Source organism: Pseudovibrio sp. Ad5 (assembly GCF_001623095.1).
Taxonomy (GTDB): domain Bacteria; phylum Pseudomonadota; class Alphaproteobacteria; order Rhizobiales; family Stappiaceae; genus Pseudovibrio.
Genome location: NZ_LMCH01000064.1, coordinates 22,350 through 35,831, shown reverse-complemented (window position 1 = coordinate 35,831; position 13,482 = coordinate 22,350). Strand labels below are relative to the sequence as shown.

At 53.4% G+C, this 13,482-nt stretch carries 16 protein-coding genes; 10 read left to right on the top strand and 6 right to left on the bottom strand.

Translation table 11 applies throughout. The annotated features are described in order from the left end of the window. Positions 1 to 56: 56 nt before the first annotated feature. From pncB to PsAD5_RS21580, 6 genes are all read right to left on the bottom strand, one after another. Positions 57 to 1,349, bottom strand: coding sequence for a nicotinate phosphoribosyltransferase (pncB, locus tag PsAD5_RS21605; protein WP_063293638.1), 1,293 nt, complete (start codon positions 1,347 to 1,349; stop codon positions 57 to 59). Beyond that, positions 1,346 to 1,972 carry a bifunctional nicotinamidase/pyrazinamidase gene (gene pncA, locus PsAD5_RS21600; RefSeq protein WP_063293637.1) on the bottom strand — a complete coding sequence of 209 codons (627 nt, stop codon included), beginning with the start codon at positions 1,970 to 1,972 and terminating at the stop codon, positions 1,346 to 1,348. The genes pncB and pncA overlap by 4 nt, the downstream gene beginning before the upstream one ends. Before the next feature lie 240 nt (positions 1,973 to 2,212). Next, the gene (locus PsAD5_RS21595; protein ID WP_063293636.1) at positions 2,213 to 3,265 is read right to left on the bottom strand and encodes a YeeE/YedE family protein; all 1,053 of its coding nucleotides are present in this window, start codon (positions 3,263 to 3,265) and stop codon (positions 2,213 to 2,215) included. Positions 3,266 to 3,303: 38 nt separating this feature from the next. Then, entirely contained in the window at positions 3,304 to 3,651 is a 348-nt protein-coding gene (locus PsAD5_RS21590) for an ArsR/SmtB family transcription factor (RefSeq protein ID WP_063287076.1), read from the bottom strand. Positions 3,652 to 3,796: 145 nt separating this feature from the next. Then, positions 3,797 to 4,303 carry a GlcG/HbpS family heme-binding protein gene (locus tag PsAD5_RS21585; RefSeq protein WP_063293635.1) on the bottom strand — a complete coding sequence of 169 codons (507 nt, stop codon included), beginning with the start codon at positions 4,301 to 4,303 and terminating at the stop codon, positions 3,797 to 3,799. A 64-nt stretch (positions 4,304 to 4,367) separates the two neighbouring features. After that, positions 4,368 to 4,745 carry a thioredoxin family protein gene (locus PsAD5_RS21580; protein ID WP_244272111.1) on the bottom strand — a complete coding sequence of 126 codons (378 nt, stop codon included), beginning with the start codon at positions 4,743 to 4,745 and terminating at the stop codon, positions 4,368 to 4,370. A 60-nt stretch (positions 4,746 to 4,805) separates the two neighbouring features. Between PsAD5_RS21580 and PsAD5_RS21575 the strand changes: the two genes are divergently transcribed. The 10 genes from PsAD5_RS21575 to PsAD5_RS21530 all read left to right on the top strand — a co-directional run bounded on the left by PsAD5_RS21575 (position 4,806) and on the right by PsAD5_RS21530 (position 13,415). Continuing rightward, the gene (locus PsAD5_RS21575) at positions 4,806 to 5,543 is read left to right on the top strand and encodes a cytochrome c biogenesis CcdA family protein (protein ID WP_057463821.1); all 738 of its coding nucleotides are present in this window, start codon (positions 4,806 to 4,808) and stop codon (positions 5,541 to 5,543) included. A gap of 63 nt (positions 5,544 to 5,606) precedes the next feature. Further along, positions 5,607 to 6,179 carry a SoxW family protein gene (locus PsAD5_RS21570; RefSeq protein ID WP_063287073.1) on the top strand — a complete coding sequence of 191 codons (573 nt, stop codon included), beginning with the start codon at positions 5,607 to 5,609 and terminating at the stop codon, positions 6,177 to 6,179. 128 nt (positions 6,180 to 6,307) lie between these two features. Continuing rightward, positions 6,308 to 6,766 (top strand): sulfur oxidation c-type cytochrome SoxX, encoded by a 459-nt coding sequence (gene soxX / locus PsAD5_RS21565; protein ID WP_057463823.1) that lies wholly within the window; start codon positions 6,308 to 6,310, stop codon positions 6,764 to 6,766. Positions 6,767 to 6,894: 128 nt separating this feature from the next. Further along, positions 6,895 to 7,329, top strand: coding sequence for a thiosulfate oxidation carrier protein SoxY (soxY, locus tag PsAD5_RS21560; RefSeq protein WP_063287072.1), 435 nt, complete (start codon positions 6,895 to 6,897; stop codon positions 7,327 to 7,329). A gap of 23 nt (positions 7,330 to 7,352) precedes the next feature. After that, entirely contained in the window at positions 7,353 to 7,682 is a 330-nt protein-coding gene (gene soxZ, locus PsAD5_RS21555; RefSeq protein WP_057463825.1) for a thiosulfate oxidation carrier complex protein SoxZ, read from the top strand. A gap of 27 nt (positions 7,683 to 7,709) precedes the next feature. Continuing rightward, positions 7,710 to 8,552, top strand: coding sequence for a sulfur oxidation c-type cytochrome SoxA (gene soxA / locus PsAD5_RS21550; RefSeq protein WP_063287071.1), 843 nt, complete (start codon positions 7,710 to 7,712; stop codon positions 8,550 to 8,552). Between the two features lie 138 nt (positions 8,553 to 8,690). Next, positions 8,691 to 10,373 (top strand): thiosulfohydrolase SoxB, encoded by a 1,683-nt coding sequence (gene soxB / locus PsAD5_RS21545; RefSeq protein WP_063293634.1) that lies wholly within the window; start codon positions 8,691 to 8,693, stop codon positions 10,371 to 10,373. A gap of 39 nt (positions 10,374 to 10,412) precedes the next feature. Next, entirely contained in the window at positions 10,413 to 11,678 is a 1,266-nt protein-coding gene (gene soxC, locus PsAD5_RS21540; RefSeq protein ID WP_084403597.1) for a sulfite dehydrogenase, read from the top strand. After that, positions 11,662 to 12,717 carry a c-type cytochrome gene (locus tag PsAD5_RS21535; RefSeq protein WP_063293632.1) on the top strand — a complete coding sequence of 352 codons (1,056 nt, stop codon included), beginning with the start codon at positions 11,662 to 11,664 and terminating at the stop codon, positions 12,715 to 12,717. Before soxC ends, PsAD5_RS21535 begins: the two co-directional genes overlap by 17 nt. Then, the gene (locus PsAD5_RS21530; protein WP_063293631.1) at positions 12,714 to 13,415 is read left to right on the top strand and encodes a c-type cytochrome; all 702 of its coding nucleotides are present in this window, start codon (positions 12,714 to 12,716) and stop codon (positions 13,413 to 13,415) included. The genes PsAD5_RS21535 and PsAD5_RS21530 overlap by 4 nt, the downstream gene beginning before the upstream one ends. Positions 13,416 to 13,482: the final 67 nt, after the last annotated feature.

Genomic DNA, 13,482 nt, shown 5'->3' with positions numbered 1-13,482 from the left:
CGCATAGGGAAACTATGCAAGTGGATTATTTTGAGTGATGGCTAAAATACGCCGCGTTACACGATAATCTTCTGGCTCATCTGCTTGCCAACCCCGAAAACGCGCTTGTAGCGTTCAATTTCTTCCCGTGATCCCATAGCCTTATTGGGATTGTCGGAGAGCTTGACCGTTGGTTTGCCGTTTGCAGAAATGGCTTTGCAGACCAGTGAGAACGGAGCCAAGGCATCATCTGGCACCAACCCGCGGAAGTCGTTGGTGAGCATAGTTCCCCAACCAAAACTACACCGGACGCGGCCATGGAACTTGCGCTGGAGGTGGGCGATCATGTCTTCGTCCAACCCATCAGAGAAGATGACGCGCTTTTGTGTTGGATCCTCTCCGCAGGCTTTCCACCATTTGATTGCTGCTTCTGCGCCTTTGACTGGGTCACCACTGTCGATGCGGATGCCTGTCCAGGAGGACAGCCATCCCGGAGCACGTTTCAGGAAGCCTTCGGTCCCAAACGTGTCGGGCAAGATAATGCGCAGGTTGCCGTCGTGCTCTTCCTGCCAATCATTCAGCACCTGATACGGGGCGTCGGCAAGTTCATCATCACTTTCTGCCAGAGCGGAATAGACCATTGGCAATTCGTGCGCGTTGGTGCCGATTGCTTCTACTTCGCGGCGCATGGCGATCAGGCAGTTGGATGTGCCGACAAACTTCTTGCCGAGGCCTTCCATCATGGCCTGCACGCACCAGTCCTGCCACAAATAGGAGTGGCGGCGGCGGGTGCCGAAATCTGCCAGTGAGAGGTCTTCAACCTTGCGCAGGCATTCGACTTTTTCCCAGAGTTTGGTCATGGCGCGGGCATACAGGACCTGTAGCTCGAACCGGCCCATGTTTTTGAGCACCGCGCGGGAGCGTAGTTCCATCAGCACGGCAAGAGCCGGAACTTCCCAGAGCATCACGGCAGGCCAGTCGCCTTCAAAGGTGAGCTCGTACTGATCGTCTTTGACTTCCAGATGATAGGGCGGCAGGCGCAGGTTTTCGAACCACTCCAGAAACTCGGCGCGGAACATGGACCGCTTGCCGTAGAACATATTGCCGCGCAGCCATGTACTTTCCCCGCGAGACAGGGAGAGCGTGCGGATGTGGTCCAGCTGGTCCCGAAGTTCCTTTTCATCAATGAGCTTTGCCAGCGGAATGTGCTGCGCTCTGTTGATGAGGCTGAAGGTGACCTGCGTGTTCGGCTTTTTCAGAAAGACCGACTGTGCCATGAGCAGCTTGTAGAAGTCGGTGTCGATCAGGGAACGAACAATCGGATCGATTTTCCAATTGTGGTTATAAACGCGGGAGGCAATATCAATCATTGTGCAACCATCTCGCCAGAGAATTTGACGCCGTGGCTTTGCATCTCATTCAAAGCCTCTTTCAGGGATCCGTTCAGGTCAATCGCTCTGCAGGCATCCAGATGAACAATCACGTTGAACCCCAACTTTGCCGCATCCACAGCTGAGAACCGGACGCAGAAATCTGTCGCCAGACCAACCATGTGCAGTGTATCGACACCGCGCTCACGCAGGTAAGCCGACAGGCCTGTTGGGGTGGTGTGGTCGTTCTCGAAGAACGCGGAGTAGCTGTCGATGTGCGGGCGGAAGCCTTTGCGCAGGATAAGGTCCGCGCTGTCGGTCATCAGGTCTTTGTGAAACGCTGCGCCATTTGTGCCCTGCACGCAATGGTTTGGCCAGAGAACCTGCGGGCCATAAGGCATATCGGTCATATCATAATGCTGCTTGGCGTCGTGATTGTCCGCAAAGGATTTATGGTGCTGCGGGTGCCAGTCTTGCGTCAACACTTTGACGGCAAACTCGTTTTGCAGCTCGTTGACCAAGGGGACGATCTGCTCACCGTGCTTCACAGCCAGAGCTCCGCCCGAACAGAAATCGTTCTGAATATCAATCATAATCAGAGCTTCGTTTGTCGGTCGTGTCATGGTTGCTTCCTGTTCGCGATGAGTAGTCCTGTATGAGTTTCGCAGAGCAAAATGCGAGGACGTTTAGATACACCGAAGTGGCCAGCGCGAAATATTGCGATAATCTCCGCCAAACTCAAGCAAAATATGCGGGATTAATCCGCAACCAGAGGTAAAATCTATAATTTAGGCAATGTGTGTCTTGGGCGCCTTACTCCAAGGCCATCTTTGTGCACAAGTCACTGCGAACACAGCGTCCGGTTACTGCTTCCAGAAGGCAAACTGAAAGCCAACAACGAGCTGACGCAACCCGATTGCTGCTCCGGCGATGATAGAGAGCATGACGACCGGTGCGCTGACTGCGAGTGTCGAGAAGGCCGATATGCCCTGCCCGATGGTACAACCCAGAGCAATCACGCCGCCAGTGCCCATCAGAAAACCACCAAGGATCTGGCGTCTGAGTTCGCGTGGGTCATCACAGGCCTCCCATCTGAAATGGCCTTTGATGAGTGAGCCAAGGAATGCTCCGCTGAGGACGCCGAAGATTGAGCCCACGGCGAAAGACAAACCACCCCCAGATGCGGTCATGAGATACATGAGGGTATCGCCCACCGGGACTGTGAAGGAGTGACTGGCCACTGCAACTTCTTCAAAGCTTTCTTCAAAGAGGTAGCTGGTTGCGACCCAGCCGAGGAGAATCGCAAGAGCAACAGTCAATGAAGCAATAATGGCCTTTGGACTTTGGCGGAACTCTTTGTTGCTGACAGCGAAAAGGCCAATGGCTCCGGCAATGACCAGGGCAATTGTCAGTTCGGAAAGCTCCAGCCGTTGGGCAAGAGCGTGCGCGATGCCTGTTGAGCTTGCCTCTGAGAGTTCAGTCGGGAACAGGAATACCCGTAGATAGGCTGTTGGACCGCCCACGGCCATGGCCGCTGAAATGGCGATCACCAGAGAGAGCACGAAGTACCGCATATCTCCGCCGCCCAAGCGTGCCAAAGCGCCAAAACCGCAGGAGCCAGCCATTGCCATGCCATAGCCAAACATCAGGCCACCGACGATGCAGGCGAGCGGGTTCCAGCTTTGGGTGAGATAGATGGTTTGGTCCAGCGCGATCAGACCAAGATCCGCCAGCAGAAACGTCGATGCGATGGAGATGGCAATGGCGAAGGCCCACATGCGCATGCGCAGCCATTCTTTGCCATAAAGGGCGTCTTCAATCGCGCCAAGTGTGCAGAAGCGGCCAAGACGTGCAGCAAGACCAAGCAAAACACCACCCGCAAGGCCTGCGAATGCCGCCAGAATATCCTCGGACATTTGATCCCTCCCAAGACCAAAACGCCGGAGCTTAAATATTACTTATCGCTGTTTTCTTCGGTGCAGAACAACTCGAAAATCAGGTCCAGAACCCGAGCTGCGCGTTCATCCTTGAGGCTGTAATAGACTGCCTTGCCGTCCCTTCGGCAATTTACCAGACCATCCAGGCGCAAACGTGCAAGTTGCTGACTGACCGCAGACTGACGAGACGACAGAAGCTGCTCCAGCTCTGTTACAGACTTTTCGCCCGTAACGAGATGACACAGGATCATCAATCGGCCTTCGTGTGTCAATGCTTTCAGGAAATCAGTTGCATCCTTGGCATGGCCGACCATGCGCTCGATGTCTTCTTCTTTCATCCCACGTTCAATCATGGGTATAGCCATTAAACCAAATCCTGCAGACCAGTCGGAACGGAATGGCAAGGTCAGCTAAAGTTGAATAAATTAAAGCTGACCTTGCAGCACACCTTTGAAGTGGTGGCATACGCTGAATGCAATCATTTTTCAACCATTGCACGGCGATTACCTTTTAGAAGTCCAGCAAATCTGAGATTTCCTCTAGGCCACTTTGGGCACACTCCTCATCAACTTTTGGAGAGGGCGCACCGGAGACACCAATTCCACCAACAATAGCGCCTGCAGATTCGACTGGGAGGCCACCACCCAGTGCCACAGCACCCGGGATGTCACGCAGTCCTGCCGACAGATTGCCTGCCTTGATCTCCTGCTGAATTTCCAGTGTAGATCCGCGGAAACTGACAGCCGTCCATGCTTTTCCGCGTGCTGTGTCGACTGTATGAACGCCTGCATAACGATCCCGGATTGCCGATTGTGTCTGGCCGAAGCGGTCAACGACAACAGCAGAGATCTGATAGCCGCCTTCACGGCAGGCTTCCATGGTGGCGACGGCAAGCTTCATGGCGATTTCCGGCTTCAATGACTTGAAGCTGACAAAGGCGGATTCATCTTCGGCCTGCGCAATGCTGAAGCCTGCGGACATTGCGAGCAATGCCGCCCCTGTGATGAATGATTTCATGGAGTTCTCCCAACTGAATTATGCCCCGGACTGGCCGGGAAAGATGAATTTCTTTTCAATATTGTTATTGAGCAGACTGAAGCATCTGGTTCAGGGCGGGGTAGAAGAAGTCTTCTCCCGGGTAACCTTCAATCCGCTGGACTTCGGCGCCGTCAATTAAAAGGATGAAGGTTGGCGTAAACCGCGCCTTTCCTTTCAGGGTCACGTCTTTGGGAATCGGATCATCAATATCCATCCGCATCAAAGGGGCTTTTTGCCCCTCCTCTGTTTTGCCGTAGGCGCCACCAATATCCTCTTCCCAGCGTTCACACCAAGGACAGATTTCGTCCTCGACCATGAGCAATTTCATGGTCGAACCAGCCGCTTGAGCGCTGCTGAAAAGAAGGGCGAAAATGACAAATGAGATCCAACCAAAATTGCTCATGATATCCACGATTGACATTTTAAAATCTATGATATCTAAATATTCTAATAATAGAATGTGTTTTTAGCAAGTGCCCATATGTATCCAGATCTAACTATCATTGCGGCGGGGAGCGCGGGGTTACTCTCGTTCCTATCGCCTTGTATTTTACCAATTGTGCCGTTCTACCTTTGCTACATTGCAGGCATTGGAATGAACGAGCTTTCCGGTGACGGGGTGACCCCTGCCATCCAGCGACGTGTTGTTTTTACGTCGTTTTTCTTTGCTGCTGGCATTCTCACAATCTTTGTCGGCCTTGGTGCAACGGCAACGGTTTTCGGCCAGTTGCTGCGAGACTGGTTTGATGTGCTGCGCTACATGGCTGCTGCTGTCATCTTCATTCTCGGCCTGCATTTTGTCGGCATCATCCGGCTCAACCTGCTGCTGAGAGAAGCCCGGCTCGACAGCTCTTCGGCCCCGGCTGGAATCGTTGGCGCTTACTTTGTGGGACTGGCTTTTGCCTTTGGCTGGACGCCCTGTGTTGGTCCGGTTCTGGCAACTATTTTGTTCACGGCTGGCGCCAGTGATGATGTTTCTCAGGGCATGTTGCTGCTGTTTGCGTATGGGGTTGGCATGACGCTGCCGTTCATTCTGGCAGCTGTTTTCTCAAAGCCATTCCTGAGTTTCATGGGCCGTTTTCGAAAGTACCTTGGTGCCATCGAAAAAGGCATGGGCGTTCTTTTGATTATTTTTGCGGTGTTGATTGGGACGAACACCGTTTCCTGGATTGCAGAGCAAATGATTGAGTATGCGCCGGGATTGACATCTTTAAGCTGAGGCGTTTCCGCATCCTGAAACCATAGAGGGGTTCTTGGGAGCGGTGCGTTATGGGAGGGATCGATGCTTAAAAAACTAATGCTTGCTGCAGCGATGATTTTCGCCAGCATGACACTGAGCTTTGCTGAGGTTGGAGAGGACGGTCTCCACAAACAGCCATGGCTTCGCCTTACCTTCAAAGACCTTAGAGAGGACCTTGCCGCTGCCAATGAAGAAGGCAAACGCATGGTTATTCTCTTTGAGCAACGCGGCTGCATTTACTGTTCGCGCTTGCATAAGAATGTCTTCAGCGACCCGGAGGTTCGCAAATTCATTGAAGACAACTACTTCGTGGTTCAGATGAACCTGTTTGGCGATGAAGAGGTGACGGACTTCGACGGGGAAGTTCAAACCGAGAAGAACATCGCACGTCGCTGGGGCGTTGTGTTCACGCCCACCTTCCTGTTCCTACCTGAAGAGGTTGGGACTGGCAAAACAGCAGGGACTGCCTCTGTGCAGACCATGCCTGGTTCATTTGGAAAATGGACCACCCTCAACATGCTCCGCTGGGTCAAACAGAAGGGCTATGAGGGCGAAGAACATTTTCAAAAATTTCATGCACGTGAATTTTTGAAACAAAAAGCAGCCTCAGAATAGCGTTTTCACTCAATTACTTAGACTAAGGTCGATATATTAACATATTCAATTATGTGAATTTTAAGTTGAGTGTTTCTACGTATCTGAGTAGCATAAAAATATTGAATCGCTGTAATTGGGAGGGAGCAATGAAGGCGATTGCCAAAACTATAGCGGCTGCAACGCTGCTAATTTCAGGAAGTGCCGTTGCCGGAGTTGTTGCTCCAGGTGACGTTCAATTTGTCGAGGCGGCTGTGCCGGTGTCTTTGACCGGTGCGGTTGGTGATCCAGCCAAAGGACGGGAATGGTTCGCCAACCGGAAACTGGGAAACTGCCTTGCCTGTCACGCGAATGATGATCTTGCTGAAGAGCAGTTCCACGGAGAGATAGGTCCGTACCTTGAGGGTATCGGGGACACCTATACCGAAGCGGAATTGCGGGCGATTGTTGTCAACTCGAAGGAAGTCTTCGGGGAAGCGACCATTATGCCTGCCTTCTACAAGAGCGAAGGTTTGAACCGCGTGGCAAAGAAATTTGCAGGAAAGACCATTCTTTCAGCAGAGCAAGTTGAAGACATCGTCGCTTATCTGGCGACTTTGAAAGAATAGGCGCGTTTGCCTTGAGCGTGCTGCGTTGCTGACCGGTTACGCATCACGCTCAGAATTATTGCTTAAGCGTATTTTCCCAAAGAGTGCTCAGCGCCTGTTGGGGAGATACGCTCCAAGGAGGATTTTTAATGACTGTTACCAGACGTGAAGCGCTTGGTTTGGCAGTGGGAGGCGCAGCCGCTCTGACGACACTGCGTTTTACCGCGCCGGCGTTTGCAGCAGGCAATGCTGTTGAAGATGCAATTGTGGAGTTCACTGGCGGCGCAAAGCCGGGAAGCGGTGACATTACCATTGGTGCGCCAGAGATTGCTGAAAACGGGAACACTGTTCCGATTGAAGTATCTGCGCCGGGTGCAGCCTCCATCATGCTGCTTGCAGCAGGCAACCCGAGCCCAGGTGTTGCGACATTCCACTTCAGCGCTCTTTCCGGTGCTCAGGAAGCCAAGACCCGTATTCGCCTTGCGAAAACGCAGGACATTGTCGCCATTGCAAAGATGCCGGACGGGTCCGCCATCATGACAAAGCGTAGTGTCAAGGTCACCATCGGTGGCTGTGGCGGTTAATCAGAAAAGGCATTGAGAAACACATGGCAAAGGTAAAACCACGCGTCAAAGTGCCTAAGAAGGCAAGCGTAAACGAGGTCGTGACCATCAAGACACTGATCTCGCATCCGATGGAATCTGGTCAGCGCAAGGATAAGAAAACCGGCGAGACCATTCCACGCAAGATCATCAATAAGTTTGCTGCCAGCTTCAATGGCGAGCCCGTGTTCATGGCAGATATTGAACCTTCTGTTTCTGCGAACCCTTACATCGAGTTTCAGATGCGGATTCCAGAGTCTGGAGCGGTTCGGTTTGAATGGACCGATGATGACGGCTCGGTCTACGACATGGAAAAGAAAATCACGGTCGCCTAGGCAGCCATTCTTTGGGAGGAGAAGGGTATGAAAAGGACGGTTTCAATACTCGCTGGGGGGCTTCTTTTCGGCACACTTAGCACTGCTGCGCTTGCAGATGACGGACGCGAACTTGTCATCGATGGCGAAACAATTGCAACAACTGCTGTTCCGGCGGATGACCATCCACTGGACGAGCTGATTTCAGGTTGGCGTTTCCGCTCTGCTGAAACTCAGGCACTGCAAATGGATGATTTCGAGAATCCAGCGTTTGTGGCTATTGAATATGCAGAGGAGCTTTGGGAAACGCCCGCCGGAAAATCCAATCAGTCCTGCGCGGATTGTCATGGAGATGCGGATAACTTTACCGGTTTGCGAACCAAGTTGCCGCGCTGGAATGACGAGATGGGCAAGCCTGCCACCATGGAAATGCTGATCAATGCGTCCATCGAGACGCATCAGGGAGCAGAGCCGTGGAAATGGGAGAGCGCCGAGATGCTGGCCATGACGGCTCTGATCGGTTTGCAATCCCGTGGCATGCCAGTTGCCATGAAGACTGACGGGCCGATTGCTGACTGGGTCAAGAAGGGTGAAGAGCTTTACTACACCCGTGTTGGCCTGCTGAATATGGCCTGTGCCAACTGCCATGAAGACAATTACGGCAACATGATCCGTGCTGACCATTTGAGTCAGGGGCAGATCAACGGGTTCCCGGTGTATCGTCTGAAGTGGGGCGGACTTGGGTCCATTCACCGCCGGTTTAAAGGCTGTATGGATCAGGTGCGGGCTGAGCCTTACAAGCGCGGAAGTGATGAGTTCATTGCTCTGGAAGCTTATGTAACATCTCGCGGGATGGGACTTTCAGTCGAGACCCCATCTGTTCGTAACTAGGTGCATTCCACTTGATTGAGAAATCAAGTGATAAGAATTCGCTCATGCTAAATAGTGATTTTGGAGGTTACTCTTATGCAGTAACCTCCTGATCTAAAACAATTTTCGAAATTCTAATAACCTACGGAGGGTGCGGAGATGATCTCGCGCCGTGATTTCTTGCAGGCTGGTGTCGCTGCAGCCGCTATTTTTGGGGCTGGGAATTTTCCAGTGCTGGCCGCACGCCAGTCCCTGACACAGAACCAACTTCTAGACTTCAAAACCACCGGCAACGTGACCATCATCCACTTTACGGATTGTCATGCTCAGGTGAAGCCGGTCTGGTTCCGTGAGCCCTCCGTGAATATTGGTGTGGGTGCCCAAAAGGGATTGCTGCCGCACATCACTGGTCAGGACCTGCTGAAGGCGTTCAACTACCAGACCGGAACGCCGGAAGCCTATGCCCTCACCTCTGAGGATTTTGTCTCGCTGGCCCGTAGTTATGGCAAGATGGGCGGGCTGGACCGGGTGTCGACCATCGTGAAGTCGATTAGAGCAGAACGTCCTGATGCGCTGTTCCTTGATGGAGGTGATACGTGGCACGGGTCCATGACTGCGCTGCGCACTGAAGGTCAGGATATGGTCAACCTGATGAACGCACTCAAGCCGGATGCCATGACCTCCCACTGGGAATTCACCTACGGCATTGATCGCGTCAACGAGATCGTCGAGGAGCTGCCCTTCCCGTTTTTGGGAGCCAACATCTTTGACAATGAGTGGGACGAACCAGCGTTCGAGCCCTACAAGATTTTCGAGCGTGGCGGTGCCAAGATTGCTGTGATCGGTCAGGCCTTCCCGTATATGCCGATTGCCAATCCGGGCTGGATGTTCCCGAACCTTTCCTTCGGCATTCGTGAAGCTCGGATTCAGGAGATGGTTGCGGAAGTGAAGCAGGAAGGCGCTGATGTTGTCGTTCTGCTCAGCCACAACGGCTTTGACGTGGACCGCAAGGTTGCGCAGCAGGTTTCCGGCATTGACGTGATCCTGAGCGGTCATACCCATGATGCGGTGCCGGAGCCGGTGAAGGTCGATGAGACCATGATCATTGCCTCCGGGTCCAACGGCAAGTTTGTGTCACGTCTGGATCTGGACGTGGACAAGAACGGCATCAAAGACTTCACCTACAAGCTGATCCCGGTGTTCGCTGATGTGATTGCTCCCGACCCTGAGATGGCAACGCTGATTGATCAAGAACGCGCGCCGTTCAAGGAGGAGCTGGAAGAAATCATCGGCACGACCGACAGCCTGCTTTATCGCCGTGGCAACTTCAACGGCACGTGGGATGACCTGATCTGTCAGGCGCTGATTGAGGAGCGGGAAGCGGACATTGCGCTGTCTCCGGGCTTCCGCTGGGGGCCCTCCCTGCTGCCGGGTGACAATATCACTCGCGAAGACATCCACAACGCCACCAGCATGACTTACCCGAATGCTTACCGCTCAGAGATGACCGGTCAGTACCTGCATGAAATTCTGGAGGATGTAGCCGACAACCTGTTCAACCCGGACCCGTACTACCAGCAGGGTGGCGACATGGTGCGTGTGGGCGGCATGGGCTACTCCATCGACGTTTCCAAGCCAGTGGGTGAGCGCGTGACCAACATGACGTTGCTGAAAACCGGCGAGACCATTGATCCTGCCAAGACCTATGTGGTTTCGGGCTGGGCCTCTGTTGGAGAGGACACCGAGGGGCCTGAGATCTGGCAAGTGGTTGAAGATTACATCAGCCGCAAAGGCACCATCACAATGGACCCCAATTCTACCGTTCGCGTCACAGGCGTGTGAGGCGAACCCTTACGGATTTTGAGATGACGAGTAATTGACATGAGTGAAAGACTAAAGTCACCTACCCGCCGAAACCTCCTGAAAGGCGGGGCCTTGCTGAGTGGAGCTGCCTTGACTGGCGCTGCGCTTCCGGCAAGGGCGAATGACCCTGCCATCACCAATCTGCAGCCGTGGATGCAGGAGCTGGGAGACGGTGTTGATGCCATGCCTTATGGCGTGCCCTCGCAATATGAAGCGCATGTGAAACGGCGCACTGTGGAATGGCTGACGGCTGACCGCGTGAGTTCGATCAACTTTACGCCGTTGCATGAGCTGGACGGAATCATCACACCGAACGGCCTGTGCTTTGAGCGGCACCATGGCGGGGCTGCTCATATTGACCCTTCCCAGCATCGTTTGATGATCAACGGTCTGGTGGACAAAGAGCTTGTGTTCACCATGGAGGACATTCTGCGCTTCCCACGGGAGAACCGGATCTACTTTCTGGAATGTGCGGCTAACTCCGGCATGGAGTGGCGCGGGGCGCAGCTTAACGGCTGTCAGTTCACCCATGGCATGATCCATAACGTGATGTACACCGGCGTTCCACTGCGGTTGCTGCTGGAAGAAGCTGGCCTGAAGACCAACGCCAAGTGGTTGATGCCGGAAGGCGCTGACGCCTCTGCCATGACCCGCTCCATTCCTTTGCAAAAGGCTTTGGATGACTGCCTTGTCGCCTTTAAGATGAACGGTGAGGCGTTGCGTCCCGAGCAAGGCTACCCGCTGCGACTGGTGGTTCCGGGGTGGGAAGGCAATATGTGGATCAAGTGGCTGCGCCGCATCGAGGTGGGCGACGAGCCGTGGCACCACAGGGAAGAGACCTCCAAATACACTGACCTGATGGAAAACGGAAAGGCGCGACGGTTTACATGGGAAATGGACTGTAAGTCCATCATCACCAATCCAAGCCCTCAGGCCCCTATTTTGCACAAGAGCGGTCATACGGTCCTGACTGGTCTGGCATGGTCTGGTCGCGGCACTATCCCGCGCGTGGACATCACGTTGGACGGCGGCAAGAACTGGCATGCTGCCCGTATGGATGGCCTGAGCTTCGACAAGTCCATGCATCGCTTCTATTTCGAGTTTGACTGGGATGGAAAGCCTCTGCTGCTGCAATCGCGTGCGCATGATTCCACAGGCTACATCCAGCCAACGAAAAACGAACTTCGCGCTGTTCGCGGCGAAAACTCCATCTACCACAACAACGGAATCCACACCTGGTACGTTAGCGAAAATGGTGAGGCGGAAAATGTTGAAATTTCTTAGTGTTCTTGCGACTGGAACGCTGCTGCTCACCAACGCGGCGACAGCCGGTTCTTTCAATATTGGCCGTGCAGCCACCCCTGCTGAAGTGGCCGCATGGAATATTGATGTACGCCCTGATGGACAGGGATTGCCTGCCGGGCGTGGAAACGTGGAGCAAGGCGAAGAGATTTTTGCCGAACGCTGTGCCGTGTGCCACGGAGACTTCGCCGAGGGTGTTGATCGCTGGCCGGTTCTTTCCGGCGGGGACGGTACACTGACATCCGATCGCCCGGTTAAGACCATCGGCTCTTACTGGCCGTATCTCTCAACCGTGTTTGACTATGTGAACCGCGCCATGCCGTTTGGCGAGGCGCAGTCGTTGAAGCCAGATGAAGTCTACGCCATCACGGCCTTCCTGCTTTACGCCAACGATCTTGTTGAGGATGACTTTGAGCTGAGCCAGGAGAACTTCACCTCCGTTCGCCTGCCAAATGAAGACGGCTTTTACATGGATGATCGCGAAGAGTCGCCGGTCTTCAAGAAACGCGATGTCTGCATGAAAGACTGCAAAGCGGAAGTCAAGATCACCGCACGGGCTCAGGTTCTGGATGTGACACCGGAAGAGACGAAAGCAGCTGAGGAAGCAGCAGCTGCGACTGAAGCCCCAAAGGCTGAAGAAGTTGCTTCTGCAGAACCAGCAGTTGTTGCAGAGCCGGCTCCGGAACCCGTTGCTCTTGATGATGCACTCATCAAGAAGGGCGCCAAGGTTTTCAAAAAGTGTAAGGCCTGCCATCAGGTTGGCGAAAAAGCCAAGAACAAGGTTGGCCCGATCCTAAACGATATCATCGGTCAGCAGGCCGCTGTGGTTTCCGGCTTCAAATACTCCAAGGCCTTGAAAAAGCTCAATGGCGACGGCCTTGTCTGGTCTGACGAAAATCTGGATGTTTTCCTGACCAAACCGAAAAAGTTTGTGAAGGGCACCAAAATGACATTCGCTGGTTTGAAGAAGGAAAAAGACCGCATTGCCCTTATCGAATTCCTGAAGAGCCACTCCCAATGAGAGCATTGATACCTGCCCTCGCCCTCACACTTGGCTTTCTGTCAGGGGCAACTTCGGTTGCCTCTGCTCAGGATATTGCGCGCGGCGAACGCCTGTTCAATGCTTGTTTGCGATGCCACGATGTTGGCAAGGATGCCAAGAACCGCATCGGCCCTCACCTGAATGGCGTGTTTGACCGGAAGGCTGCAACGATTGAAGGCGCGACATACTCAAAGGCCATGAAGCGTGCGGGCGCTGATGGCCTGCGCTGGACAATCGACACGCTGAACATCTACATTCAAAACCCTAAGAACCTCATCTCCGGTACACGCATGAACTACCGGGGTATGAGAAAGGAAAAGGATCGCTCTGATCTGCTCGCTTATCTACGCCAGTTTTCCGTGAGCCCTGCCAACATTCCAGAGGCTTCTGCCAGCCTTTTGCAACAGGATGCTCCAAGTCTTCACGAAGAAACTTATCTGGATGGAGATGCTGAATATGGCGAATATCTTTCTGGTGAATGTACCAGTTGCCATCAATCCAGTGGAGCGGACAAAGGGATCCCTTCCATCACGGGCTGGTCGCAACCAGACTTTGTGATTGCGCTGCGGGCCTACAAAAAGGGACATAGACCTCATCCCGTCATGCAGATGATCGCCAAACGGCTCTCGGAGGAGGAGATTGCTGCGCTAGCGGCTTATTTTAAAGAATTGCATTAGAGCGGGGCCTCTTTGACTGGCTTTGCTCAAATAATTGTTTTCACGCGTATTCCTATCAAAACCGGAG

Excerpts from the sequence above, each read along its gene's own strand:
- pncA (WP_063293637.1), bottom strand. The coding sequence starts at position 1,972 with ATGACACGACCGACAAACGAAGCTCTGATTATGATTGATATTCAGAAC.
- soxY (WP_063287072.1), top strand. The coding sequence starts at position 6,895 with ATGACTGTTACCAGACGTGAAGCGCTTGGTTTGGCAGTGGGAGGCGCA.
- soxC (WP_084403597.1), top strand. The coding sequence starts at position 10,413 with ATGAGTGAAAGACTAAAGTCACCTACCCGCCGAAACCTCCTGAAAGGC.
- soxB (WP_063293634.1), top strand. The coding sequence starts at position 8,691 with ATGATCTCGCGCCGTGATTTCTTGCAGGCTGGTGTCGCTGCAGCCGCT.
- soxZ (WP_057463825.1), top strand. The coding sequence starts at position 7,353 with ATGGCAAAGGTAAAACCACGCGTCAAAGTGCCTAAGAAGGCAAGCGTA.
- PsAD5_RS21580 (WP_244272111.1), bottom strand. The coding sequence starts at position 4,745 with ATGTCAATCGTGGATATCATGAGCAATTTTGGTTGGATCTCATTTGTC.
- PsAD5_RS21575 (WP_057463821.1), top strand. The coding sequence starts at position 4,806 with ATGTATCCAGATCTAACTATCATTGCGGCGGGGAGCGCGGGGTTACTC.
- pncB (WP_063293638.1), bottom strand. The coding sequence starts at position 1,349 with ATGATTGATATTGCCTCCCGCGTTTATAACCACAATTGGAAAATCGAT.
- PsAD5_RS21570 (WP_063287073.1), top strand. The coding sequence starts at position 5,607 with ATGCTTAAAAAACTAATGCTTGCTGCAGCGATGATTTTCGCCAGCATG.
- PsAD5_RS21590 (WP_063287076.1), bottom strand. The coding sequence starts at position 3,651 with ATGGCTATACCCATGATTGAACGTGGGATGAAAGAAGAAGACATCGAG.
- PsAD5_RS21535 (WP_063293632.1), top strand. The coding sequence starts at position 11,662 with ATGTTGAAATTTCTTAGTGTTCTTGCGACTGGAACGCTGCTGCTCACC.
- PsAD5_RS21585 (WP_063293635.1), bottom strand. The coding sequence starts at position 4,303 with ATGAAATCATTCATCACAGGGGCGGCATTGCTCGCAATGTCCGCAGGC.
- PsAD5_RS21530 (WP_063293631.1), top strand. The coding sequence starts at position 12,714 with ATGAGAGCATTGATACCTGCCCTCGCCCTCACACTTGGCTTTCTGTCA.
- soxA (WP_063287071.1), top strand. The coding sequence starts at position 7,710 with ATGAAAAGGACGGTTTCAATACTCGCTGGGGGGCTTCTTTTCGGCACA.
- soxX (WP_057463823.1), top strand. The coding sequence starts at position 6,308 with ATGAAGGCGATTGCCAAAACTATAGCGGCTGCAACGCTGCTAATTTCA.
- PsAD5_RS21595 (WP_063293636.1), bottom strand. The coding sequence starts at position 3,265 with ATGTCCGAGGATATTCTGGCGGCATTCGCAGGCCTTGCGGGTGGTGTT.